We start from the raw sequence: 22926 nt of genomic DNA, 5'->3' as shown, positions 1-22926 counted from the left end.
GTTGGGTGGTGATGTACCGACGAGGCAACCGCAAGCCGCGCACCCGCATTCGGCTCAGAGCGCCACCTGCACGCCCAGCTCGACCACGTGCTCGGACGCCAGGCCGTAATACTCGGCGCTGGACGCCGAATGAAACGACATGAACGCGAAAAGCCGCGCGCGCCAGGCGAGCAGGCCGTGCACGTCATGCGCGCGGATCACTTCGTCGCGAGGCAGATAGAAGGTGGTGCGCGACGGGTCGAAACGCCATCCGTCGAGCGTTTCCCCGAGCGAGGCGAGCAGCGCCGGCAGCTTCGGGCGCTCGACGAACCCGTGATGCGCGACGATCTCGTAGCAGCCGTGGCCGAGATCGCGCGTTTCGATGCGCGTTTCGTCGTCGGCCCGGGGCGCGGATTCGGCGACGTTGGCGAACACGATCGCCGTCTCGTGCAGCACGCGGTTGTGGCGCACGTTGCTCGCGAGCGCGGCGGGCGTCATGCCGGGCAGGTTGCCCGGATAGATGGCCGTGCCCGGCACCCGGACGATCGGCGGCACGGTTTCGAAAAGACCCTGCAGGAAGGCGTCCAGCGGCTCGTCGCGGGCTGCGTGCTGCGCGGCCAGCGCACGGCCGCGACTCCAGGTGGTCATCGTCGCGAACAGCAGCACGCCGACCGAAACCGGAAACCAGCCGCCGGTCGGAATCTTGGGCACGTTCGAGGCGAGCAGCAGTGCGTCCACCAGCAGAAACGGACCGAAAACGGCGGCGGTGGCGAGACGGGACCAGCCCCAGACCATGCGGCAGACGGCGAGCATCAGGAGCGACGTGGTGAGCATCGTGAGCGCCACGGCCAGGCCGTATGCCGACGTGAGCCTGTCCGAGTCGCGAAAGAACAGCACGAGAAACAGGACGGCCGCGAGCAGGCACGCGTTGACGGCCGGCACGTAGACCTGGCCGTGCCGCGTGCGTGAAGTCTCGACGGTGCGCATGCGCGGCAGGAAGCCGAGTTCGATCGCCTGGCTCGTCATCGAGAACGCGCCCGAGATGACTGCCTGCGACGCGATGATCGTAGCCAGCATGGCGATGCCTACGAGGGGAATCAGCGCCCAATGCGGCACCGAACGGAAGAACGGCTGGCTCGCGCTGCCGGGCTCGTAGAGGATGGTGGCGGCCTGGCCGAAGTAGCCGGCGAGGATGGCCGGCAGCACGACGGCAAACGTGGCGAGGCGGATGGCGCGCCGGCCGAAATGTCCGATGTCGGCGTAAAGGGCTTCCGCGCCGGTCAGCGCCAGGATGACGGCTGAGAGCACGCCGAACGCGAGTCCCGGCGTATCCCGCGCGAATCGCAGCGCCCAGATGGGCGAGACGGCGCGCAGCACCTGCGGATGACCGGCGATGCGATAGACGCCGACCACGCCGAGGCTCAGGAACCACACGGCCATGACGGGGCCGAACGTGCGTCCGACCACGGCGCTGCCGCGATGCTGGAACAGGAAGAGCGCGATGAGAATGGCCACGGAGAGCGGCAGGACGGCCGGGCCGAAGGCCGGATTGATCTCGCGGAGCCCCTCGACGGCGGACAGCACGGAAATGGACGGCGTGATCATCGAGTCGCCGTAGAACATCGCCGCGCCGAACAGTCCCGCGAGCAGCACCACGTGCGGCGCGCGTCGCCCCGCGCGGGCGAAGCCCGCGCGCACCAGCGCGGTCAGCGCGACGATGCCGCCCTCGCCTTCGTTGTCGGCGCGCATGACGATGCACGCGTACTTGAGCGCGACGACGATCAGGACTGCCCAGAGGATCATCGAGAGCACGCCGAGGACGAAGGGCGCTCCCGTGTCGCGGGACGTCAGCATGCTCTGGCGCAACGCGTAGATCGGGCTCGTGCCGATGTCGCCGAACACCACGCCGAGCGCGCCGAGAACGAGCGTGCCGCGCGCCGGGTTTTCCCGTCGTTTCTCTCGTGCGTGCGCCTTGTCGGGCCGGGCCCGTCGATGGCTGTCCTGGGTGTCGAGGTGTTCGTGGAGCATGGTTGCCGGCCGTTCGTGGAAGTCAGCGGGAAAGCGCAAGCATCGTGCCCTTGCGCGGGCGGTATCGGTCCGACCCAGGGCCGCTCCGGCAATGCCGCGCGGACGCGGGCGCGGCCGTTGCTACACAAGGGAACCCCATTTCCCGACGGAGACACGCGATGAACCATCCGACCCAACCGCAACGCGGCACGCCCGACAAGCCGCGGCGCGCCGTCCACAGCGACGATCGTCGCAGCGCCATGCCCGAACGCGGCGACAAGTCCCGCCGCCAGGGGCCCGCCGATCAACCGGGCAGGAAGCCGGGCGAAGGCGAACCGCCGGTGGGTTGAGTCAGGCCCGCCGGGTTGGGCGCGCGTCAGTCGGCGCGCGCCCTCTTCCTGTTCGCCGGGTGCTGACGACGGGTGCCTTCCATCCCCGCAAGGGCGAAGCGGATGGCCCAGGTACAGGCGGTGCGCATCCTGTTTTTTTCAGAGGAAAGGAGGCCGACATGCCACTTGCCAAAGGCAAATCGCGCGAAACGATCTCGAAGAACATCAAGACGGAAATAAAGGAGGGCAAGCCGCAAAAGCAGGCGGTTGCGATTGCGCTGAACGAAGCGCGCCGTTCCGGCGCGAAGATTCCGAAGAAGAAAGGCCGGAAGTAAGCGTACGGGGCGCGCCTGGCGAGGAGATCCAGCCATGCTCATACATCAGCCCATTGACGAGCCGCTCGACGATCCCGGGAGCGCGCCTCCTCCTCCGCCGCAACCCGACGACGCGCCGGCCCCTCTGCCGGAGGAAGTCGACCCGCCGTCGCGCGCGCCGCCCAAAGGCGCGGCGATGCCGGAGCATTGAGGCTGAATCTCCGGGGCTGAACCGCCGGGGCCGGGGCGGACGTCCTCCGGCGGATGGCGCTCGCCGACCGGAGGCCTGTTGCGCCTATCCTCCGTTCGGATCGTCGACCCGGTCGGGCAGGATGTCGTCGTCGGGCCGCAGGTTTTCGTCGCCGTCCGCGGCGGCGCGCTCGCCGGTGCCCGAGCTGTCCGTATCGCTATGGTCTTCGCCGGGGTTTCGTTCCAGCGGATGGTTGTCGAGTTCCGTGTCGCGGTCGAAATCGTGGCGCTTCGCGCCCGCAGTGTCGCTGCCGGTATCGGACGAGTCGCCGGGGCCGAGCGCGTCCGTGTCGTGTCCTGGCGCGACGGGTTCGGGCCGCTCGTTGTTGTCGGGGTCTAGCGTGCTGTTCATGGTCTCTCTCCTTCGTTAAAGCGTTGCTACGCGCGAAACGCGTGTGGCGGCTGGCTTGAATTGAAGTTCTTCATCGAGCAGGACGCGTGCCGCGTGCCTTTCCGGCGGCACGCGCTCCCGGCATGCCCGGCGTGGCACATCGCTTGCTGGGACCGCTACGGCGTGCGCGACGACGTGAAACGCGGCGCACCGCTCGTTCCTCCATTCGCCAGGGAGCATCTCGTGTCCCATTCCAGTCGTTCCCGTCCGTCGGTCCTTCCGGTTCGTCCGGCGCGCGCGCCTGCGGGCGCCGCCCTCCGCCATGGTTGAGCAGGCGAACAACGGAGCCATCGGGGCATGGGGCCGACGGCACCATGGCAAGCCGCCGCGCAGCGTGCAGCGCCGGCATCCCCGCCCGGGTCGTGACGGCGGCGAGAACGGCAATGACGGCGACGGCCCGCAACAGGCGAACGCCAGCAAGGGACCGGGCAAAAAACCGCTGATCATCCTCGCGGTCGTGCTCGTCCTGATCGCGATCGCGGCGTTCGTCTGGTGGTTCGCGACCCGCAACGAGGTCGATACCGACGACGCGTACACCGACGGGAACGCCATCACGATCGCGCCGAAGGTGTCGGGCTACGTGACGCGGCTCGCCATCGACGACAACGTCTACGTGCACAAGGGGCAACTGATGGTGGAGATCGACCATCGCGACTACCAGGCCCAGGTCGACCAGGCGCGTGCGCAACTGGGCCTCGCGCACGCCGAACTCGATGCCGCGCAGGCCCAGCTCGACGTCGCCCGCGTGCAGTATCCGGCGCAGTACGAGCAGGCGCGCGCGCAGATCGAAACGGCGACGGCCACGTTCGCGCGCGCCGAAGCCGACTACGCGCGCCAGCACAACGTGGACGCACGCGCGACCACGCAGCAGAACATCGACACCGCCACGGCGCAGGCGCGTACGGCGCATGCCAACGTGCTGAGTGCGCAGGCGCAATTGCGGACCGCCAGACTCGTGCCGCAGCAGATCCGCCAGGCCGTCGCGCTCGTCGAACAGCGTCGCGAGCAGGTCGCGCAGGCCGAGGCCCAGCTCACGACCGCGCTGCTCAATCTCGGGTGGTGCGATCTGCGCGCGCCGTCGGACGGCTGGGTCACGCGCCGCAACGTGCAATACGGCAGCTTCCTGCAGGCCGGCACGGCGCTCTTTTCGATCGTCACGCCGCAGGTCTGGATCACGGCGAATTTCAAGGAGTCGCAGCTCACGCGCATGCGAGCGGGCGACAAAGTCGAGATCAGCGTGGACGCCTGGCCGAAGTTCACGCTGCACGGCCACGTGGACAGCATCCAGCTCGGCAGCGGTTCGCGCTTTTCTGCGTTTCCGGCGGAGAACGCCACCGGCAACTTCGTGAAGATCGTCCAGCGCGTGCCGGTCAAGATCATGATCGACGGCGGTCTGCCGCACGGATGGCCGTTGCCGCTCGGGCTCTCGGTCGAGCCGACGGTCTATCTCACGCACTGAACGACGCCAAACGGAGCCCGCATGCCTAACCCCGCCCGGGAACCTCTGCCATGAGCGACGCGCAACCCGGCAAGCAAGGCGGCTGGCGTCCCGCCGCCAACCCCTGGGTGATCGCCGTCGTGGTCACGCTCGCGGCGTTCATGGAGGTGCTCGACACGACCATCGTGAACGTCGCGCTGCCGCACATCGCGGGCACCATGTCGGCGAGCTACGACGAGGCCACCTGGGTGCTCACCTCGTACCTCGTCGCCAACGGCATCGTGTTGCCCATCTCGGCGTTCTTCGGCCGCATCCTCGGACGCAAGCGCTATTTCCTGCTCTGCATCGTCGCGTTCACGATCTGTTCGTTTCTGTGCGGCATCGCCACGAGTCTCGGCCAGCTCGTCGTGTTCCGCGTGCTGCAGGGGTTTTTCGGCGGCGGGCTGCAGCCGAACCAGCAGTCCATCATTCTCGATACCTTCGATCCCGCCCAGCGGGGCCGCGCCTTTTCCATTTCCGCCGTGGCGATCGTGGTGGCGCCCGTGCTCGGCCCCACGCTCGGCGGCTGGATCACCGACAATTTCACCTGGCGCTGGGTGTTCCTGCTGAACGTGCCCGTGGGCATTCTGACGACGCTCGCCGTGTGGCAGCTCGTCGAGGACCCGCCGTGGGTGAAGCGCGCCTCGCAGGGACGCGTGAACTGGCGGACCGTGGACTTTCCCGGCATCGCGCTCATCGCGATCGGGCTCGGGTGTCTGCAGGTCATGCTGGACCGCGGCGAGGACGACGACTGGTTCGGCTCGGCGTTCATCGTTACGTTCGCGGTCTGCGCGGTGCTGGGGCTCGTGGGCGCTACGTTACGGCTCATCTACGCGAAGCATCCGGTCGTCAATCTGGCGTGCCTGCGCGATCGCAACTTCGCGCTCGGCTGCGTCATGATCGGGGCATTCGCTACCGTGCTCTACGGCAGCGCGGTGCTCGTCCCGCAACTCGCCCAGCAGCAGCTCGGCTACACCGCCACGCTCGCCGGCCTCGTGCTCTCGCCGGGCGCGCTGCTCATCACGATGGAGATTCCCGTCATCAGCCGCCTGATGCCGTACGTGCAGACGCGTCTGCTCGTCTTCGCCGGCTTCGCGCTGCTTACGGCGGCGCTCATCTACGCGCGCATCCTGATTCCCGACATCGATTACGACACGCTCGTGAAGCTGCGCAGTGCGCAGTCGGTGGCGATCGGCTTCCTGTTCGTGCCGGTGACGACGCTCGCCTATCTCACCGTGCCGTCCGCGCTCAACAACGACGCGTCCGCGATCTTCACGATGTTCCGCAACGTGTCGGGGTCGATCGGCATCTCGGTGTCGACGGCGCTGATCCGCGAGCGCTCGCAGGCCTGGATGGCGCATCTCTCGGCGCACCTCTCGCCGCTCTCGCAGAACTTTCAGACCACGCTGCAGCGCAACGCGCAGGGCGTGGTCGACCTCGGCGGCGGAACGCTCGCGCAGGCCATGCAGACCGCGAACGGCCGTCTCTACGAAACGTTCGTCTCGCAGGCGACGATCCTCGCCTACATCGACGTATTCGGTCTGCTCGCCTGCTTTTGCGCCGCGATCGCGCCGCTCGCGCTGCTGTTCTCGTCCTCGAAGGCGTCCGGATCGCAGGGGGGGCATTAAGCATGCGCGAGCGCCCCGCTTCCGGCGTTGCGCGGCGCGCGGCCAGCGTGGCTGCCGCGGTTCTCCTTGCCTCCGTAATCGGTGCCTGCACCGTGGGGCCCGATTACGCGCCGCCCGCCGCGCATGCGCCCGCCGCCTGGAACGACATGCGGCACACGGCTTCGTCGGCCGCCGGCGCGGCCCACGCGCCGCTTTCCACGCCGAGCGTCGAGGCCGATCCCGATCCGCGCTGGTGGCGCAGCTTCGGCGACCCGACGCTCGACGCGCTCGTCGCGCGCGCGCTGGCCGGCAACCCCAGTCTCCAGGCAGCCGTGCTGCGCATCGCCGAGGCGCGCGAGCAGGCGGCGCAGACCGCGTCCCAGGGGCTGCCCAACGTGCGCACGAGCGCGAGCTACGAACGCGAACAACTCGGCGCCAAAGGCTTCCTGGAGTCGGCGGGCGTCTACGACCGGATCGATCGGCTCGGCCCGGCTGCATCGTCGTCCGGCGACGCGGCGGCGGGCGAGGCCGCCGAGCGCGGCGCGCAGCAGGCGCTGGACCAGCTCACCGCGCCGCTCAACCTCTGGCAGGCCGGCTTCGACGCTTCGTGGGAGCTCGACCTGTTCGGCCGCGTGCGCCGCTCGGTCGAGGCCGCGAACGCCCAGACCCAGGCTGCCGTGGAATCGCAGCGCGACGCGCAGGTGTCGCTCGAGGCCGAAGTCGCCGAAACCTATTTGCAGTTGCGCGGCGCGCAGGTCTTGCGCGCCATCGCCGTTTCGCTCGTCGAGCAGCAGCAACAAACCGTCGAGCTGGCCCGCAACAGCGCGCAGCACGGACTCGAAAGCGAGCTGGACGTCGAGCGCGCGCAGGCGCAGCGCACCGGGACCGAGGCGCTCGTGCCGCAATACGACCAGCAGATCGCCGAGAGCCTGAACGGTCTCGCGGTGCTCACGGGCGAGGCGCCGGGCGCGCTCGACGCCTGGCTCGCCGCGCCCGGCGCCTTGCCGGCCACGCCGCCCGTGGTTCCCGTCGGACTGCCCGCCACGCTGGCCCGTCGCCGGCCCGACATCCGTCGCGCCGAGGCCTCGCTGCATGCCGCGACGGCGGACGTGGGCGTCGCCGTCGCGCAGTTCTACCCCGACATTTCGCTTTCCGCCCAGGTGGGCACGCGCGCGACGACGCCGCATGATCTTGCCCGCTGGTCGAGTCTCTTCTGGTCGTGGGGGCCGAGCGTTTCGCTGCCCGTGTTCCAGGGCGGCGCGCTCGTCGCGAACCTGAGGCTCTCGAAGCTGGAGCAGGCCCAGGCCGCGCTCGATTACCGCAGCACGGTGCTCGCCGCGCTGGGCGACGTGAACAACGCGCTTGCCGTCTACCGCACGGACCAGATGCGTTCCGCGTCGCTCGACGAAAGTGTCGTCGCCCAGCAGCGCGCGCTCGATCTCGCGCGCGACAGCTACCGCAAGGGCATCGTCTCGTTCATCGACGTGCTCGATGCGGCGCGCCAGGTCAGCGACGCGCAGCGCGATGCCGGGCAGGCGCGGCTGCAGGTCTGCACGGACCTCGTCTCGCTGTACAAATCCCTGGGGGGCGGCTGGGAGCCGGGCACCGACGAAATCGCCCCGCCATCCCGTTCCGTCGCCGCGCCGGGCGGAGTGAATAGCGGTTTGGCGGATCACCCGCCGGGACAATGAAACCGTTGCGCGCCGCGCTCATGGCCGGCATGCCCCGCACGACCGCGGGGGCGGCCGTGTGCCCTCATCCCCCATGCCGGCACTTGCGCACGCCCGTCATGGCCTCGAGCCGCGCGCAGATCGTCGTGAACTCGTTGCTCGTCGCGCGCGACAGCGCGATCTGCACGTCGTCGAGGTCGGGGTCGTCTTCCGACTGCTGGACCACGAACTGCTTGATGCGCACGCTGCCCGAGCCCAGCGCGTCGTGCACGCTGGCGAGCGAGACGCTGCCGCGTTCGGTGAGCAGTTGTATGCTGCGCTGCTGCTTGACGGAGATGAAGCGTCGCTCGATCGGTTTGATTCCGGCGAGGATGATGAGGATGATGACCGTCGCGCCGATGGCCGCGGTGTACATGCCCCCGCCGACGGCGAGTCCGATGCCGGCGACCGACCACAGGCTCGCGGCCGTCGTCAGGCCGCGCACGATCTCGCCCCGGAGCAGGATCGAGCCGGCGCCGAGGAAGCCGATGCCCGACACCACCTGGGCGGCGACCCGGGAGGGATCGAGCACGACGTTCTTCTGGTTCAGCACGTCGAAGAACCCGAAGGCCGAGACGAGCATGATCAGCGCCGAGCCGACGCACACCAACATGTGCGTGCGCAGGCCGGCCGCCCAGTTCAGCCGCTCGCGCTCGAAACCGATGACGCTGCCGAGCAGCGCGGCCAGCAGGAGGCGGGACAAGAGTTCGAAGTTACTGATCACGGGCTATCCTTCCTGACGTCGGGGGTTCGTCATCGGCCCATGCCGGGAGCATGGGCATTCGTCCAGTCTATGACTGCGCGCTCCGGAATTGTGACATTTATGTGTCATCGCGTGGAGCCGGCGATTTCCCCGATCGACCGGCCTGGGCGAAACCCTGGTCTCCAACCCTGGACCGGACGATTATCATCAGGGCTCTTTTTTAATAGAACAGAATTCTGTCTGACAGAATGATTGCGGAATTCCATCCGCTGGAGGAGCCCGAATGTCCAGTTTGCCGATTGGCGCCACCCCGGCCGCGCCCGGTACCCCGGCCGCCGCGGCCAGTACGCCCCAGGGCATCAACGCCCGCATCGACCGTCTGCCGGCGACGCGCGCGATCTGGGTGCTGGTGCTGCTGATCGGCGTCGGCGGCTGGTTCGAGTTCTACGACCTGTTCTTCACCGCCTACGTCGGGCCGGGTCTCGTCAAGAGCGGGCTGTATTCGACGACGACGGCCTCGTTCTTCGGCTTCTCGGGGCTCGGCGCGTTCGTCGCCGCGTCGTTCGCCGGGCTCTTCATCGGCACGTTCCTGCTGACCGGGCTGGCGGACCGCTACGGACGCCGCACGATGTTTACGGTCTCGCTGCTCTGGTACTCGGTCGCCACGCTCGTCATGGCGCTGCAGACGAGTTCGTCGGGCATCAATCTCTGGCGTTTCGTCGCCGGCATCGGCGTGGGCATCGAGCTCGTCAACATCGACACCTATGTGAGCGAGCTCGTGCCGAAGCATCTGCGCGGCCGCGCGTTCGCTTTCGTGCACCTCGTCCAGTACAGCGCGGTGCCGGCCGTCGCGCTGCTCGCCTGGTGGCTCGTGCCGCGCGCGCCCTGGGGCGTCGACGGCTGGCGCTGGGTCGTGATCGCGGGCGCGCTCGGCGCGCTCGTGGTGTGGGTCATCCGCCTGTGCGTGCCGGAGAGCCCGCGCTGGCTCGCGCAACGGGGCCGCACCGAGCAGGCCGAGGCCGTGTTGAGCGCGCTCGAGGCGAAGATCGAGGCGCAGTACGGCCGTCCCCTGCCCGCCGCGCAAGCCGGCGCGGAGCCCGTGATCGCGAAGGCGCGCTTCGCCGAGATCTGGCAGCCGCCGTATCGCAGCCGCGCCATCACGCTGCTGGTCTTCAACTTCTTCCAGTCGATCGGCTTCTACGGCTTCGCCTCGTGGGTGCCGACGCTGCTGCTGTCCAAGGGCGTGACGATCACGCACAGCCTGCTGTACTCGTTCGTGATCGCGATCTCGAATCCGTTCGGGCCGCTCCTCGGCATGGCGATCGCGGACCGCATCGAGCGCAAGACGCTGATCGTGCTTTCCGCGCTCGGCATCGCCGTTTTCGGCGGGCTGTTCGCCACGCAGACCTCGCCCGTCATGCTGATGATTCTCGGCGTGCTCATCACGCTGGGCGGCACGCTGCTCTCGGTCGGCTATCACGCCTACCAGACCGAGCTTTTCCCGACGCGCATCCGCGCGACGGCGGTCGGTTTCGTCTACTCAATCTCGCGCCTGTCCGCGATGTTTTCCGGGTTCATGATCGCGTTTTCGCTGCGCCATTTCGGCGTGGGTGGCGTGTTCGCGCTCATCAGCGGCGCGATGGTGGTGGTGATGGGCGCCATCGGCCTGTTCGGCCCGCGTACCAACAACCTCACGCTCGAGGAAATTTCGCGTTGATCCGGGTTGGCCCGGAAAGCGGCAACGGAAACGATGCCGCCGTCTTTCGTCCGTCGCACATGCGTTAGCGCGGCACGACGACGGGCCGGTCGCGGTCCCGGGCCGCCCGACTCTGCCGGCCGGCGCGCCGGGAGCCTGCCCGTGCCCGGAGCCGGCTTGTCCCCCGGCCTTACCTGTTTCCGCCGTCGGCGTCCTTCCCGGCCCGTTCTCCGGCGGCCGCCCGGCGGGCGGCGCGCAGCGGCCGGGAATCGCCGCCGAGCGCATCGGTGGCGCGCGCGGCGCAGTCGAACAGCACGTCGAGATTGCGCACGACGAATGCCCGATCGACGCGCGAGCTCGGGCCCGCCAGCGTGATGACGCCGCGCAGCGTGTCGCGTACGCCGAACACGGGCATCGAGAGTCCCGACGTTTCGCGTTCGCGCTCGCCCATCGACACGCAATAGCCATCCGTCCTGATCCGCTCGAACGCCGGGCCGGGTTCGCCGTCGAACGCGAGCAGCGCGAGCCCGCCGGAGCCGCTTTCGAGCGGCAGGACGTCGCCTTCGCGCACGTGATAGCGCACGGCATGTTTCGAATCGACGCGATGCAGGCAGACGCGCACCGCGTTGTCGCGCACGTAGAACGACACGCTTTCGCCGCTCGCGTCGGCGAGCTCGCGCATCAGCGGCAGCAGCACGTCGCCGAGATTCAGGCTGCGCTGGTACAGCGCGCCGAGCATGAACGTGGCCGGCCCTAACTGGTAGCGGCCGTCGTCGAGCCGCGCGAGCAGCCGGTGCTGGATCAGCGCGCCGGCGAGGCGCAGCAGCGTGCTCTTGTAGAGCCCCGTGCGCGCGGCCAGTTCGGCGAGCGTGAGCGCCGTGTCCTCGGGCTTGAAGGCGAACAGGATCGCGCATGCGCGGTCGATGACGGCCACGCCTTCTTCCTTCCGGATGGTTTTCTCCACGGGCATTTTCGATGAACCGGCGGTGCGTGTCGCGACAGGGAAAGCCCGGATTTTACGCGATGCCCGAGGACTGGCAACCCGCGCGAAATGCGCCGCTTCTCAGGCCTCGTAGGCCGCCATCACGAGCCACATGTCGCGCTCTCCGGTATGGACTTCGATCGCGAGGGCGTAGGGCGCGTTCGGATCGCACATCTCGCGCAGCATCGCCTGCGCGCGCTCGCTGTTGTCCGCCGGGTCCGCCGGCACGCGCCGCACTTCCTCCTTGTCCTCGAACATCCGGTGGCCCGCGCGAGAGACGAGCGGCTCGTGCTTCCAGCGCCTGAAGCACTGCTTCACGTGTTCGAAGTCGCCGCCGCAGATGTTGGCCTGGTAATGCGTTCGCGGCGTCGCGCCGCCTCTTGGCAGCGGCCCGGACGTGGTGTGCTCGATCATCTTCTCCTCTCCATGGCGCGGGGGCGGTGCGCCTCCCCTACGCGGTAAATCGTGCAACGGACCCGCGGCGCTTACCCGCCGGCCCGTCTTTACTGGTTCGCGTCCGTGCCGGGACGCGGCGCGGGCGCGGGGTTGATCGCGGGTCCGTTCAGCCCGCTTGCCGTGAGACCGCTGCCCGTGGCATCGGCCGCACTCGACGCGCCGCTCTCCCCGACGCCGTTGTCCGCACGCTTGCAGCCTCCGCACGCAGCCGCCGTGCCGAGCGCGACGGCGACGAGAACCGGCATCAGGACCGTTTTCATGGCGAAACCCCGGGGGTGGATAGTCGTGACTCTGCCCTCGCAACGCCTGTGCCCGTCGGCAATGCGCGGCAGCAGGCGACGCGCGGCGCGGGGGTGGGTATGGGCCTTGCTCGCTTTCCGCACGGGCCAGTACGTCCTTGCCGACGGGGATGAACGGCGGACAGTGTACGAACCCGGGCTTTCTTCGGGGAGACAGGCGTTTCGTTGACGACGCCGTCCCCGGTCCGCCGCCGGGCGGCGGCCTCGATGGCGCCAGGCGACGAGGCGATTCGAGGCTGGCACGGCCTTTAGGGAAAAACGGATGGCAACGGTACTGCTGGTCGACGACGATACGAATGCGTTGCGCGCCCTCGAGGCGCTGGTCGGGCTCGAGGGCTATCGCGTGAGGACGGCCGCCAACGGCAGGCTGGCGCTGCGGGCGGCGCTGGCGGAGCGGCCCGACGTCGTCGTGTCCGACTGCATGATGCCGGAGCTGGACGGCATGGGCCTGTCGCGCGCGATGCACGACGACGCGCGGCTGGCCGGCGTGCCGCTCGTGCTCGTGTCGGCCATGGTCACGCCGCCCGACGACATCCACGCGGCCGGCTTCCTGCGCAAGCCGTTCGCCGTGTCGCAACTGCTCGACCTGATCGACCGGCTCGTGGGCCCGTGATTCCCGGCTCGCCGTCGCGGGCGCGCCCGTCGCCTCAGGCTTCCGCGCCCACGCCGATGTCCGGATGCACGACCGCGAGCGCCTCGTGCAACGTCTCGAACACGTGTTCCGGGCCGATGGCGAGCGTGATGCCGTGCCGGTCCATGTCCGAGCGCAGGTAGCGGCTCACGCGCGCGAACACGATGCCGATGTCCTGCCGCGCCAGATCGCTGCAGAGCGCGCAGACCGAGCGGCCCGCCGAGTAGTCGATGTCGGTGATCGCGCCCGCGTCGACGACGAACCAGCGCACCGGCGCCGGCGCATGCTCGATCAGCAGCCGCACCTCGTCGTTGAAGCGATGCTCGTTCGCATAGAAGAGGTCCGCGCCGAAGCGGTAGACGATCAGCCCCGGCGCCGTTTCGAGGCCCGCCTGGGCCGGCACCGGCAGCCAGCGGCCCGAGGTGTTGGGCACGAGCATCATCGTGTGCGGCAGGTAGCTGTGGCGCACGTGGCGCAACAGCGAGAGCGCGATGGCGAGCAGGATGCCGTTCTCGACGCCGATGACGACGACCGCCGCGGCCGTCACGAGCGCGAGCGAGAATTCGCCGGGGCTTTCGGCGCGGATGTCGCGCAGGGCCGGCACGTGAATGAGCCCGAACGCGATCGTGAACACGATGGCGGCGAGAATGCAGCGCGGCAGATACTGGAGCCAGTGGCTCAGGAACAGCAGCACGACGAGCACGACGAGCGCGAACACCAGTTGCGCGAACTGGCTGCGGGCGCCGGCCTGGTCGGCCATCGCGGTCTGCGTGAGACTGCCGTTGACGACGAACGCCCCGCTCATGGCTGCCGCCGCGTTCGCGGCCGCGAGGCCGAGCAGGTTGGCGTCGTCGTCCACGCTTTCGCCGTAGCGGCCCGCGAACGCGCGGCTCGTCGCGGCGCTTTGCGCGACGATGATGGCGAAGCACGACGCCGCGACCTGCAGCATGTCGAGCATTTGCGGCCAGCTCACCCGGGGCAGGTGCAGCCGGGGCAGGCCGCCCTGTACCGGCCCGATGACGGCGATGCCGTGACCGGCGAAGTTCGCCGCCGCGCTCGCGACGATGCCCGCGACCACGGCCACGAGCGGCACCGGCACGCGCGGCGCGTAGCGGCGGAAAATCAGGATCGCGGCCACCACGAGCGCCGAGAGGCCGGGCGTCGGCCAATGCACGTCGTGCCATTGGCGCACCAGTTGCAGGATCTGTTCGGTCGTGCGCGACGAGTCATACGTGAGGCCGAGCATGTCGCCCATCATCGCGACGCCCACTTGCACGCCGACGCCGGCGAGAAAGCCCGTGAGGACGGTACGCGAGAGGAAGTCGGCGAGAAAGCCCAGCCGGAAGACGCGCGCGATCAGCAGCAGCAACGCCGTGAGCAGCGCGACGATGCCGGCCAGCGCCACGTACTCGGGGCTGGACGGCGCGGCGAGCGAAGCCACGCGGCTCGAAAAGATGGTGGCCGTCGCCGAGTCCGCCGCCACGACGAGGTGGCGCGACGCGCCGAAGATCGCGAATGCGATCATCGGCAGAAAGCCCGTGTAGAGCCCGGTGACGGCCGGCATGCCGGCGATGCGCGCATAGCCGAGCAGTTGCGGAATGTTCATCGACGCGAGCGTCACGCCGGCCAGCGCGTCGCGCAGCGCCGATGCCCGGGTGAGCGGCCGGATGCCCTTGAACAGTTCAATCGCCATTGGCGGGTCCTTGCGGTTTTCGCATGCGCTGAGTCTTCCGTGGGTAGGGGTGAACAGGCCGGTATGGTAGCGCGGGCGCCCATGGCGTGGACGCGTGGGGCATAGACGCCGGTTTGCCGGCCGCCAGCGTCTTGCGCGTGCCATGCGTTCCGGGGATGTCCGCAGGTTCCAGCGAAAAGGCCAGCCCGGAGGCTGGCCGCTGGCCGTCGAATGCCGCCTGTCCGCGAAGCCCGCGAGGGATGACGGTGCCGTCGTCGCGTGAGCGGCGCGGGTTGCCTCGCTATCCTGCGGGGCGACCGGAGCGCGCGCTCAGAGCTTTAGCGGAGGCGGCACGTAATGGCATTCGTAGCGTTTGCGGACCGTGCCGTTCTCGTCGACGCTTTCGAGGGAGACGTCGAACTGCCAGAGTCGCGCCATGTGGCGCAGCACCTCGTCGCTGTCGCCCGACAGATGCCGGTTGTCGCTCATGAAGTGCCGCAGCGTCAGGCTGCGGTCGCCGCGCGTGTTGACTGACCACACCTGGATGTTCGGCTCGCGGTGGTGCATGTCGTACTGGCGCGAGAGCGCCTGGCGCACGTACTGGTAGCCGCTGTCGTCGTGGATGGCCGAGACTTCGAGCGCGTCGCGCATGTCGTCGTCGAGCACGGAGAAGAGCCGCATCTCGCGGATCAGATGCGGCGAGAGATATTGCGCGATGAAGCTCTCGTCCTTGAAGTTGCGCATCGCGTAGTGCAGCGCCTTCAGCCACGGGCTGCCGGCCAGCTCCGGGAACCAGCGCCGGTCCTCGTCGGTCGGGGCCTCGCAGATGCGGCGGATGTCGCTCATCATCGAGAAGCCGAGCGCATAGGGGTTGATCCCGCTGTAATACGGCTTCGTCACGGGCGGCTGGTAGACGACGTTGCTGTGCGAGTGGAGGAACTCCATCATGAAGCCGTCTTCGAGCTTGCCGTCGTTGTAGAGCGTGTTGAGCAGCGTGTAATGCCAGAAGGTCGCCCAGCCCTCGTTCATCACCTGGGTCTGGCGCTGCGGGTAGTAGTACTGGCCGATCTTGCGCACGATGCGGATGACCTCGCGCTCCCACGGCTCGAGCAGCGGCGCGTTCTTTTCGGCGAAATAGAGCAGGTTTTCCTGCGGCTCGGGCGGAAAGCGCTCCTCGATTTCCTCGGCGAGCGGCAGGCTGCGCGCGGGCAGCGTGCGCCAGAGTTCGTTGACCTGGGACTGCAGGTACGTCTCGCGTTCGCGGCGGCGCGCGGCCTCGCGTTCGAGCGAAGGCTTCTGCGGGCGCTTGTAGCGGTCCACGCCGTAGTTCATCAGCGCGTGGCACGAGTCGAGCAGTTCCTCGACGCGGTCGAGCCCGTAGCGCTCCTCGCATTCCGCGATGTAGTTCTTCGCGTAGACGAGGTAGTCGATGATCGCGTGCGCGTCGGTCCAGAGCCGGAACAGGTAGTTGCCCTTGAAGAACGAGTTGTGCCCGTAGGCCGCGTGCGCGATGACGAGCGCCTGCATCGTCATCGTGTTCTCTTCCATCAGGTACGCGATGCACGGGTTCGAGTTGATGACGATCTCGTAGGCAAGGCCCATCTGCCCGCGCCGGTAGCTCTTCTCCGTCGAGAGAAAGTGCTTGCCGAACGACCAGTGACGATAGTTGACCGGCATCCCGACGGACGCGTAGGCGTCCATCATTTGCTCGGCGCTGATGAGTTCGAGCTGGATCGGGTAGACGTCGAGCTCGTACTGCTCGGCGACCTGCGCGATGTGCGTGTCGTATTCTTCGATGAGCTCGAAGGTCCAGTCGGACGGACACGGTAACGGCCGTCGGTCGGCTGCGTTCATACGGACTTCCCTTTGCGCCGCGTGAGGGGCGGGTTCTGCGTCGTGTCCCCGTCGAGCGGCGGCGGGTTCGCGGGGCTCGCCGTGCTCCCCGTCCTGCCCGTCGCCCCGTTTGCGCTCCGGCTCGTAGCCGCGCGCTTCGTTATGCAGATGGCGTGTCGTCATGAAGTGGCCACCTGCTTTTCGAATAACTCGCGGAACACCGGGTAGATGTCGGCCGCGGTATCGACCTTCTTCATCGCCAGTTGCGGCTGCGTGAGCGCGAGCTGCGCATATTCGAGCCAGAGGTTCTGCTCCTCGGGCGTCACCTGGATGTACGCGAAATAGCGCACCTGCGGCAGGATATCGTCCGCGAGGATCTTGCGGCACTTCGGCGAGTCGTCGGTCCAGTTGTCGCCGTCCGAGGCCTGGGCGCCGTAGATGTTCCAGTCGCTCGGCGAGTAGCGCTCCTCGATGACCTTCTTCATCAGTTCGAGCGCGCTCGACACCACCGTGCCGCCGCTCTCGGTCGAATGGAAGAACGTGTCCTCGTCCACCTCCTCGGCGCGCGTGTGGTGCCGGATGAACACGACCTCGATGCGTTCGTAGTTGCGCTTCAGGAACAGGTACAGCAGGATGAAGAAGCGCTTGGAGAGATCCTTGCGCTGCTCGTCCATCGAGCCGGACACGTCCATCACGCAGAACATCACGGCCTGGCTCGACGGCTGCGGCTGCTTCACGCGGTTCACGTAGCGCAGGTCGAACGGGTCGATGAACGGAATGCGCCAGATGCGCCCGCGCAGGTGATGAATGTCGTCTTCGAGCAGGCGGATCTCGTCGCGGCGATCGGCCGGATCGGACTTCATCTCCTCGAGCTGCCGTTCCAGTTCGCGCAGCTCGTTGACGAGCGGCGCGCCGAGCGCGATGCGCCGGCCGAGCGCGCTGCGCAGCGAGCGCACCACGTCGATGTTGTTCGGCGTGCCCTCCGCGGCCCAGCCGGCCCGAATGCTTTTCCAGGTCGGCACCGCGAGCAGATGGGTCTTGACGAGGCGCGGCAGTTCGAGATCGTCGAAGAAGTACTGCATGAACTCTTCGCGGGAGAGCTCGAACACGAAGTCGTCCTGGCCTTCGCCCTCGTTGCTCGCCTGGCTGCCTCCGCCGCCGGCGCCGCCCTGCGGCCGCGGAATGCGGTCGCCGCGCACGTAGTCCTCGTTGCCGGGGTGGACCATCTCGCGGCGCCCGCCCGGACCGTGGCGGAACGATGGTTCGGCGATGTCCTTGCGCGGAATCGTGATGCTCTGGTTGCTCTGTATGTCCTTGATGCTGCGGTCACGCACGGCTTCCGACACCGCGTGACGAATGTAGTTCTTCACGCGGCGCAGAAAACGCTCGCGATTGGCGATGCTCTTGTTCTTTCCAGCCAGCCTGCGGTCGATGATTTGATGAAGCACACCCAGTCTCCCGCTTCAGTTTCGAGTGGGCGGAACGCTGCGCGCGCGGGCCACCCGGTCCATGCGGCCCACGTTCCGCCGGATGCCCGCGCGGCGAACCGGTCCGGGTATCCCGGGACGGCCGGCCGCACGGGCGATAACGCTGCTGCGTCGTTCATGATGACTTGCGCACGCGCAGATACCAGTCGCAGAGCAGCCTGACCTGTTTCGGCGTGTATCCCTTCGCGACCATCCGGTTGACGAAGTCCTCATGCTTGCGCTGTTCTTCCGCCGATCCCTTGGCATTGAACGAAATGACCGGCAACAGTTCCTCCGTGTTCGAGAACATTTTCTTTTCGATCACGACGCGCAACTTCTCGTAGCTGATCCACGCCGGGTTCTTGCCGGCGTTCGAGGCGCGCGCGCGCAGCACGAAATTGACGATCTCGTTGCGGAAGTCCTTCGGGTTGCTGATGCCGGCCGGCTTCTCGATCTTTTCGAGTTCCGCGTTGAGCGCGGCGCGGTCGAAGCTCTCGCCCGTGTCGTGGTCGCGGAACTCCTGGTCCTGAATCCAGAAGTCGGCATACGTGACATACCGGTCGAAAATGTTCTGCCCGTACTCCGAATACGACTCGAGGTACGCCGTCTGGATTTCCTTGCCGATGAATTCCGCGTAGCGCGACGCGAGCACGTCCTTGATGAACGACAGGTACTTCTGCTCGGTTTCCGGCGGGAACTGCTCGCGTTCGATCTGCTGTTCGAGCACGTACATGAGGTGCACGGGGTTCGCGGCGACCTCGCTCGTGTCGAAGTTGAACACGCGCGAAAGAATCTTGAACGCGAAGCGCGTCGACACGCCCGTCATTCCCTCGTCGACGCCGGCGAAGTCGCGATACTCCTGGTAGGACTTCGCCTTTGGATCGGTATCCTTGAGATTCTCGCCGTCGTAGACCTGCATCTTCGAGAAGAGGCTCGAATTCTCGGGCTCCTGCAGACGCGTCAACACGGAGAACTGCGACATCATCTTGAGCGTGCCCGGCGCGCAGACGGCGTCCGAGAGCGACGAGTTGCGCAGCAGCTTCTCGTAGATCTTCGTCTCCTCCGAGTAGCGCAGGCAGTACGGCACCTTGACCACGAAGATCCGGTCGAGCAGCGCCTCGTTGTTGCGGTTGTTGCGGAACGCCTTCCACTCCGACTCGTTCGAGTGCGCGAGGATGATGCCCGAGAACGGAATCGCGCCGAATCCTTCGGTTCCCTTGAAATTGCCTTCCTGGGTCGCGGTGAGGAGCGGGTGCAGCACCTTGATCGGCGCCTTGAACATTTCGACGAATTCGAGCAGCCCCTGGTTGGCGAGGCACAGGCCGCCGGAGTAGCTGTACGCGTCGGCGTCGTCCTGGGCGTACTGCTCGAGCTTGCGGATGTCGACCTTGCCGACGAGTGAAGAGATGTCCTGATTGTTTTCGTCGCCGGGCTCGGTCTTGGCGATGGCGATCTGGCGCAGCACCGACGGATAGCGGCGCACCACGCGGAACTTGCGGATGTCGCCGTTGTATTCGTGCAGGCGCTTGACGGCCCACGGGCTCAGGATGCTCTTCAGGTAGCGGCGGGGGATGCCGTACTGCTCTTCGAGAATCGGGCCGTCCTCGTCGTAGTCGAACAGGCCGAGCGGCGACTCGTTCACGGGCGAGCCCTTGATGGAGTAGAACGGCACGCGCTCCATCAACTGCTTGAGACGCTCGGCGATCGACGACTTGCCGCCGCCCACGGGACCGAGCAGATAGAGAATCTGTTTCTTTTCTTCGAGGCCTTGCGCCGCATGCCGGAAGTACGAGACCACCTGCTCGATCACGTCTTCCATGCCGTAGAACTCGCGGAACGCGGGGTACACCTTGATCACCTTGTTCGCAAAGATGCGCGAGAGGCGCGGGTCGTTGCGGGTGTCGATCTGTTCCGGTTCTCCGATTGCCGCCAACATGCGTTCGCCAGCCGTGGCGTACGCGGAGGGATCTTCCTTGCAGAGCGCGAGATACTCCTCGAGCGAGAACTCCTCTTCTCGCGTCTTCTCGAAGCGCGTCGCGAAACTGCTGTAGATATCCATGCTACCTCCTCGCCGAAGTCTTCGAGCGACGCCGTGCGCGGCGCGCTAATCGGAAACGACATCGCTCGAATTCATCCTAAACCCTTTTAAATTTTTTTTCACGGCAAAAATCGGGCCGCGAAAGGCCCCGGAAAAGCGCTTGGAAGAAGCCCCAGGGTCACTTACAATCTTTTTCCCGGGTGCGCAAAATCCAGACTGCACAGATGCGAACGAAGCAGCGCGCATCGATGCTGCGACAGGCTATTCGCCTGCTATTGCCGCCCTCGTCCGGATGCCGGCGCCGCACAGAACAAAAAAGCCGCGGAGCATCGTGGAGCGCGCTTGCCGCCCGCCTGTTGTCTGTCTGCTACCCTGCCTGTTACCGTTTGTCGGCATTTGCCGCCGCTTGCCGTCGCTTGTTACCGCGTGTTGCCCACGCGCGTCATTGTCAATTTTTGTCCGGCGCGTCGTCCGGAATGCGGGTTCGCCTCTATGCCCCGGGGTTCGTCCCGAGTCCGCTCTTCACGTCGTTCTTGCGGCGGCTTTTTCCGGTTCTCCCGGGAAGGGGCCGCGTCCGGGCGGCCAGGGGCGTCGCAAGGGCGTCAATGTCCCTTTCGCGAGAGATGGCTTTGGATGGCCCGTCGGGGCGTTTCAGCGGTTCATAGCAGTTCGAATTCGACTTCGCCGAGCCCGTCGATACGGCCGTGCACGAGGCCGGGTTCCTCGATGCGGTGTGCGCCGACGTACGAGCCCGTCGTCACGGTCCAGTCCGGCTCGATCGTAATGCCCATGGCGGCGCAATGGTTGACGAACCAGACGAGCAGTTCGCGCGGATCGCCGGCCGGATTGCCTGGCGTCCTGGGCACGAGCGTGCGGCCGGCGTACGAAAATTCCAGCTCGGGCGCGACGAAATCGAGCGAGCGCGCCAGCGCGCCGTAGTGCTTCGGTCGGCCTGTCACGAGCGCGCCGTTGTTCTGGGCATCGGCGAGTTGCGCGAGCGGCGCGACGTCGGGCCATTGCGCAAAGCGGCTATCGACGATCTCGAGGGCCGGCAGGACCTCGCCGACCTGCGCGAGCACTTCGTCGCGCGCATAGGCGTCGGCGCGCGGCGCGATCGGTTCGGCGAAGCGAAACGCGATTTCGAGTTCGACGAGCACGTGGAAGAAGCGCCGCCGCTCCACGCGCGCCGGCGAGGCGAACACGAGCGAGGCCGGGATCGGCGCGCCGGAAGCGGCGCCGCCCGGCGTGCGCGCGCCGATCTTCCAGCCACCCGTGGTGGTGCCGAGACCGGCGATGACCGCCTGCTGGATCGTATAGGCGGTGGCCGCGTCCGGAGGCAGACTTTCCGGCGGCAGATTCTCGATCGGATGATGCCGGCGGCGCGCACTCACGAGGCGTTGCGCGAGGTCGTCATGCGTCATGTCTGTGTCCTTTTCGTCCTGTCCGCCGCGTTGCCGGCCGCGAGGCCCGTCCGCATCCGCCCGTACCGCAAGGAAAATCCCGTAAGTCCCGCGGGAGCATTCCTCCGTTGCGCCGGGTTGCTCATGGCGCATGGCACGGCAGGCCTGCCGCCCGCGGGAGCATAGCCGGAGCAGTGTACCGCGCGCCGCGCCCGTCACTGTACCGGAACCGGGCACGGCCACGCAGGTTTCGGCACGGACACAAAAAAGCCGCTGTTGCGTCGCAACAGCGGCCTTCTTCGGTATGGGCGGGAGGAAGGACGATGGCCGGCGAGTCCGCCCCGCGCCGGCTGTCTCGCCGGGCCGGGTGCGCGTACGAACCGGTCCTTGCGTCGACCTTATTCGTCGGCGTTCTGGTCGGCGAGCACGGCGGCGTTCGCGGCGCCGGTCCACTGCGCGGTCGATTCGCGCACGATCAGCTTCGGCGCGGCAACGCGCCGGCGCATCGGCGTCTTGAGCGCGCGCTTCGCGCCCGAGATGCGTTCGATCAGCGTCTGCGCCGCCAGTTCGCCGAGCGCGCGCGCCGGCTGGCCGACCGTCGACAGCGCCGGATACGTGAAGCGGCCCAGCTCGATGTCGTCGAAGCCGATGATCGAGCAGTCGCGCGGCACGTTCAGGCCACGCTCGGCCGCCGCGCGCAGCGCACCGATGCCCATCATGTCGTCGCTGGCGAAGATGGCGCTCGGGCGCATGGTGTCGAATAGCTGCGCCGCCGCATAGTAGCCGCCCTGGGCCGAGAAATCGCTTTCGACGATCGCGCCCGGTTCGATCTCGATGCCGCGTCCGGCCATCGCGCGCAGGAAGCCGTGCACGCGCATCGCGCTCACCGCCTTCGTGACGGGCCCGGTGATGCAGCCGATCCTCACGTGCCCCAGGTCGAGCAGATGGCGCGTCGCGAGCCAGGCGCCGCGCTCGTGGTCGATCTGCACGAGGTCCGCGGCGAGCCCTTCGATGTTGCGATCGACGACGACGAGCGGTTCCTGCGCGCCGGCGAGCGTCTGCGCGAGCACCTCGTCGTCGCCGGCCGACGCCACGATCAGTCCGTCGATGCGCTTTTCCTGCAGCACCCGCAGATAGTTGCGCTGCTTGGCCGGGTCGTCGTCCGAGTTGCAGAAGAAAACGCAGTAGCCCTTGCGCGCGCAGCCGTCCTCGACGCCGCGCGCCAGTTCCGCGAAGTACGGATTCGTGCCGTTGGGCACGACGAGGCCGACCGTGGCCGTCGAGCGCGCCTTGAGCGAGCGCGCGACCGCCGAGGGCACGTACTTGAGTTCACGGATGGCCTGCTCGACCTTCGCCCGCGCGACCGCCGAAACGGGCCGCGAGTTGTTCACCACGTGTGATACGGTCGTGAACGAGACGCCTGCCGCGGCAGCCACATCCTTGATCGTCGCCATATGCTGTTGTTCCCCCGCCTTGTTTCACCGTCATGTGCATTGCCGGTTACTGCTGCGCGGCCGGTGGTGCCGGCCGTCGTCCGTCGCTTTCGCGCGGCCCCGTTTTCCGCGCCGGGCATGTTGAGCGCCGGCCGGACCGGGCAAATCGGACGGTCGCCTGCGCCTCACGCACGGAACGCGCCGGTATGGTACTGGCTCATTCTGTGTTGCGCCTGCCGCCGCCAAATCGCCCTC

20 protein-coding genes are annotated in these 22926 nt (G+C 67.6%); 8 read left to right on the top strand and 12 right to left on the bottom strand.

What is annotated here, in order from left to right:
* Positions 1 to 54: 54 nt before the first annotated feature.
* The gene (locus CY652_RS03245; RefSeq protein ID WP_102129244.1) at positions 55 to 2007 is read right to left on the bottom strand and encodes a potassium transporter Kup; all 1953 of its coding nucleotides are present in this window, start codon (positions 2005 to 2007) and stop codon (positions 55 to 57) included.
* A 158-nt stretch (positions 2008 to 2165) separates the two neighbouring features.
* Between CY652_RS03245 and CY652_RS24355 the strand changes: the two genes are divergently transcribed.
* From CY652_RS24355 to CY652_RS24350, 3 genes are read left to right on the top strand one after another with little or no spacing between them, the layout of a single operon-like run.
* On the top strand, positions 2166 to 2336 hold the full coding sequence (locus CY652_RS24355) for a hypothetical protein (protein ID WP_180970386.1): 171 nt from the start codon (positions 2166 to 2168) through the stop codon (positions 2334 to 2336).
* Positions 2337 to 2395: 59 nt separating this feature from the next.
* Positions 2396 to 2650, top strand: coding sequence for a DUF6496 domain-containing protein (locus CY652_RS24740; RefSeq protein ID WP_146010014.1), 255 nt, complete (start codon positions 2396 to 2398; stop codon positions 2648 to 2650).
* 34 nt (positions 2651 to 2684) lie between these two features.
* Positions 2685 to 2840 carry a hypothetical protein gene (locus tag CY652_RS24350; protein ID WP_180970384.1) on the top strand — a complete coding sequence of 52 codons (156 nt, stop codon included), beginning with the start codon at positions 2685 to 2687 and terminating at the stop codon, positions 2838 to 2840.
* Positions 2841 to 2924: 84 nt separating this feature from the next.
* On the opposite strand, the gene CY652_RS03240 is transcribed toward CY652_RS24350, so the two are convergent.
* The gene (locus tag CY652_RS03240; protein WP_102129243.1) at positions 2925 to 3230 is read right to left on the bottom strand and encodes a chemotaxis protein; all 306 of its coding nucleotides are present in this window, start codon (positions 3228 to 3230) and stop codon (positions 2925 to 2927) included.
* Positions 3231 to 3531: 301 nt separating this feature from the next.
* Here CY652_RS03240 and CY652_RS03235 point away from each other — a divergent pair, with 301 nt between their 5' ends.
* Genes CY652_RS03235 through CY652_RS03225 form a run of 3 tightly spaced genes read left to right on the top strand, consistent with a single transcriptional unit; the run spans position 3532 to position 8044 of the window.
* Positions 3532 to 4728: an HlyD family secretion protein gene (locus CY652_RS03235; protein ID WP_102129242.1), complete on the top strand. Its 1197-nt coding sequence runs from the start codon at positions 3532 to 3534 to the stop codon at positions 4726 to 4728.
* Between the two features lie 50 nt (positions 4729 to 4778).
* Entirely contained in the window at positions 4779 to 6374 is a 1596-nt protein-coding gene (locus CY652_RS03230; protein ID WP_102129241.1) for a DHA2 family efflux MFS transporter permease subunit, read from the top strand.
* 2 nt (positions 6375 to 6376) lie between these two features.
* Complete coding sequence (locus CY652_RS03225) at positions 6377 to 8044, top strand: efflux transporter outer membrane subunit (protein WP_102129240.1); 1668 nt, start codon at positions 6377 to 6379, stop codon at positions 8042 to 8044.
* Positions 8045 to 8108: 64 nt separating this feature from the next.
* Here the strand turns inward: CY652_RS03225 and CY652_RS03220 are convergent, their stop codons facing one another.
* Positions 8109 to 8786, bottom strand: coding sequence for an MgtC/SapB family protein (locus CY652_RS03220; RefSeq protein WP_102129239.1), 678 nt, complete (start codon positions 8784 to 8786; stop codon positions 8109 to 8111).
* Positions 8787 to 9048: 262 nt separating this feature from the next.
* On the opposite strand from CY652_RS03220, the gene CY652_RS03215 reads away from it, so the two are divergent.
* The gene (locus CY652_RS03215; protein WP_102129238.1) at positions 9049 to 10482 is read left to right on the top strand and encodes an MFS transporter; all 1434 of its coding nucleotides are present in this window, start codon (positions 9049 to 9051) and stop codon (positions 10480 to 10482) included.
* Between the two features lie 169 nt (positions 10483 to 10651).
* Here CY652_RS03215 and CY652_RS03210 read toward each other — a convergent pair whose 3' ends face one another.
* The 3 genes from CY652_RS03210 to CY652_RS03200 all read right to left on the bottom strand — a co-directional run bounded on the left by CY652_RS03210 (position 10652) and on the right by CY652_RS03200 (position 12159).
* The gene (locus tag CY652_RS03210; protein ID WP_258002171.1) at positions 10652 to 11425 is read right to left on the bottom strand and encodes an IclR family transcriptional regulator; all 774 of its coding nucleotides are present in this window, start codon (positions 11423 to 11425) and stop codon (positions 10652 to 10654) included.
* A gap of 99 nt (positions 11426 to 11524) precedes the next feature.
* On the bottom strand, positions 11525 to 11857 hold the full coding sequence (locus CY652_RS03205; protein ID WP_102129236.1) for a hypothetical protein: 333 nt from the start codon (positions 11855 to 11857) through the stop codon (positions 11525 to 11527).
* Between the two features lie 89 nt (positions 11858 to 11946).
* Positions 11947 to 12159 (bottom strand): hypothetical protein, encoded by a 213-nt coding sequence (locus CY652_RS03200; RefSeq protein ID WP_102129235.1) that lies wholly within the window; start codon positions 12157 to 12159, stop codon positions 11947 to 11949.
* 301 nt (positions 12160 to 12460) lie between these two features.
* Between CY652_RS03200 and CY652_RS03195 the strand changes: the two genes are divergently transcribed.
* Positions 12461 to 12811, top strand: coding sequence for a response regulator (locus CY652_RS03195; protein ID WP_102129234.1), 351 nt, complete (start codon positions 12461 to 12463; stop codon positions 12809 to 12811).
* A gap of 34 nt (positions 12812 to 12845) precedes the next feature.
* Here the strand turns inward: CY652_RS03195 and CY652_RS03190 are convergent, their stop codons facing one another.
* The 6 genes from CY652_RS03190 to CY652_RS03165 form a co-directional block, all read right to left on the bottom strand.
* Positions 12846 to 14522, bottom strand: a complete 1677-nt coding sequence (locus tag CY652_RS03190; RefSeq protein WP_258002170.1) for a SulP family inorganic anion transporter — start codon at positions 14520 to 14522, stop codon at positions 12846 to 12848.
* A gap of 309 nt (positions 14523 to 14831) precedes the next feature.
* Positions 14832 to 16517, bottom strand: a complete 1686-nt coding sequence (locus tag CY652_RS03185; protein WP_102129232.1) for a SpoVR family protein — start codon at positions 16515 to 16517, stop codon at positions 14832 to 14834.
* The gene (locus CY652_RS03180) at positions 16514 to 17782 is read right to left on the bottom strand and encodes a YeaH/YhbH family protein (protein WP_102129231.1); all 1269 of its coding nucleotides are present in this window, start codon (positions 17780 to 17782) and stop codon (positions 16514 to 16516) included. The genes CY652_RS03185 and CY652_RS03180 overlap by 4 nt, the downstream gene beginning before the upstream one ends.
* Positions 17783 to 17936: 154 nt before the next feature.
* Complete coding sequence (locus CY652_RS03175) at positions 17937 to 19859, bottom strand: PrkA family serine protein kinase (protein ID WP_102129230.1); 1923 nt, start codon at positions 19857 to 19859, stop codon at positions 17937 to 17939.
* Positions 19860 to 20497: 638 nt separating this feature from the next.
* Positions 20498 to 21259: a 2-keto-4-pentenoate hydratase gene (locus CY652_RS03170; RefSeq protein WP_102129229.1), complete on the bottom strand. Its 762-nt coding sequence runs from the start codon at positions 21257 to 21259 to the stop codon at positions 20498 to 20500.
* A 377-nt stretch (positions 21260 to 21636) separates the two neighbouring features.
* Positions 21637 to 22692: a LacI family DNA-binding transcriptional regulator gene (locus tag CY652_RS03165; RefSeq protein ID WP_102129228.1), complete on the bottom strand. Its 1056-nt coding sequence runs from the start codon at positions 22690 to 22692 to the stop codon at positions 21637 to 21639.
* Positions 22693 to 22926: the final 234 nt, after the last annotated feature.

It is taken from the genome of Burkholderia sp. WAC0059 (assembly GCF_002870125.1).
GTDB lineage: Bacteria > Pseudomonadota > Gammaproteobacteria > Burkholderiales > Burkholderiaceae > Paraburkholderia.
Note: the sequence above shows the minus strand (reverse complement) of the source record. Positions and strands in the feature narration are given on the sequence as shown.

What these genes read in the sequence shown, in the direction of transcription:
- CY652_RS03245 (WP_102129244.1), bottom strand. Translation starts at nt 2,007, where the DNA reads ATGCTCCACGAACACCTCGACACCCAGGACAGCCATCGACGGGCCCGG.
- CY652_RS24355 (WP_180970386.1), top strand. Translation starts at nt 2,166, where the DNA reads ATGAACCATCCGACCCAACCGCAACGCGGCACGCCCGACAAGCCGCGG.
- CY652_RS24350 (WP_180970384.1), top strand. Translation starts at nt 2,685, where the DNA reads ATGCTCATACATCAGCCCATTGACGAGCCGCTCGACGATCCCGGGAGC.
- CY652_RS03240 (WP_102129243.1), bottom strand. Translation starts at nt 3,230, where the DNA reads ATGAACAGCACGCTAGACCCCGACAACAACGAGCGGCCCGAACCCGTC.
- CY652_RS03235 (WP_102129242.1), top strand. Translation starts at nt 3,532, where the DNA reads ATGGTTGAGCAGGCGAACAACGGAGCCATCGGGGCATGGGGCCGACGG.
- CY652_RS03230 (WP_102129241.1), top strand. Translation starts at nt 4,779, where the DNA reads ATGAGCGACGCGCAACCCGGCAAGCAAGGCGGCTGGCGTCCCGCCGCC.
- CY652_RS03225 (WP_102129240.1), top strand. Translation starts at nt 6,377, where the DNA reads ATGCGCGAGCGCCCCGCTTCCGGCGTTGCGCGGCGCGCGGCCAGCGTG.
- CY652_RS03215 (WP_102129238.1), top strand. Translation starts at nt 9,049, where the DNA reads ATGTCCAGTTTGCCGATTGGCGCCACCCCGGCCGCGCCCGGTACCCCG.
- CY652_RS03205 (WP_102129236.1), bottom strand. Translation starts at nt 11,857, where the DNA reads ATGATCGAGCACACCACGTCCGGGCCGCTGCCAAGAGGCGGCGCGACG.
- CY652_RS03200 (WP_102129235.1), bottom strand. Translation starts at nt 12,159, where the DNA reads ATGAAAACGGTCCTGATGCCGGTTCTCGTCGCCGTCGCGCTCGGCACG.
- CY652_RS03195 (WP_102129234.1), top strand. Translation starts at nt 12,461, where the DNA reads ATGGCAACGGTACTGCTGGTCGACGACGATACGAATGCGTTGCGCGCC.
- CY652_RS03190 (WP_258002170.1), bottom strand. Translation starts at nt 14,522, where the DNA reads ATGGCGATTGAACTGTTCAAGGGCATCCGGCCGCTCACCCGGGCATCG.
- CY652_RS03185 (WP_102129232.1), bottom strand. Translation starts at nt 16,517, where the DNA reads ATGACGACACGCCATCTGCATAACGAAGCGCGCGGCTACGAGCCGGAG.
- CY652_RS03175 (WP_102129230.1), bottom strand. Translation starts at nt 19,859, where the DNA reads ATGGATATCTACAGCAGTTTCGCGACGCGCTTCGAGAAGACGCGAGAA.
- CY652_RS03170 (WP_102129229.1), bottom strand. Translation starts at nt 21,259, where the DNA reads ATGACGCATGACGACCTCGCGCAACGCCTCGTGAGTGCGCGCCGCCGG.
- CY652_RS03165 (WP_102129228.1), bottom strand. Translation starts at nt 22,692, where the DNA reads ATGGCGACGATCAAGGATGTGGCTGCCGCGGCAGGCGTCTCGTTCACG.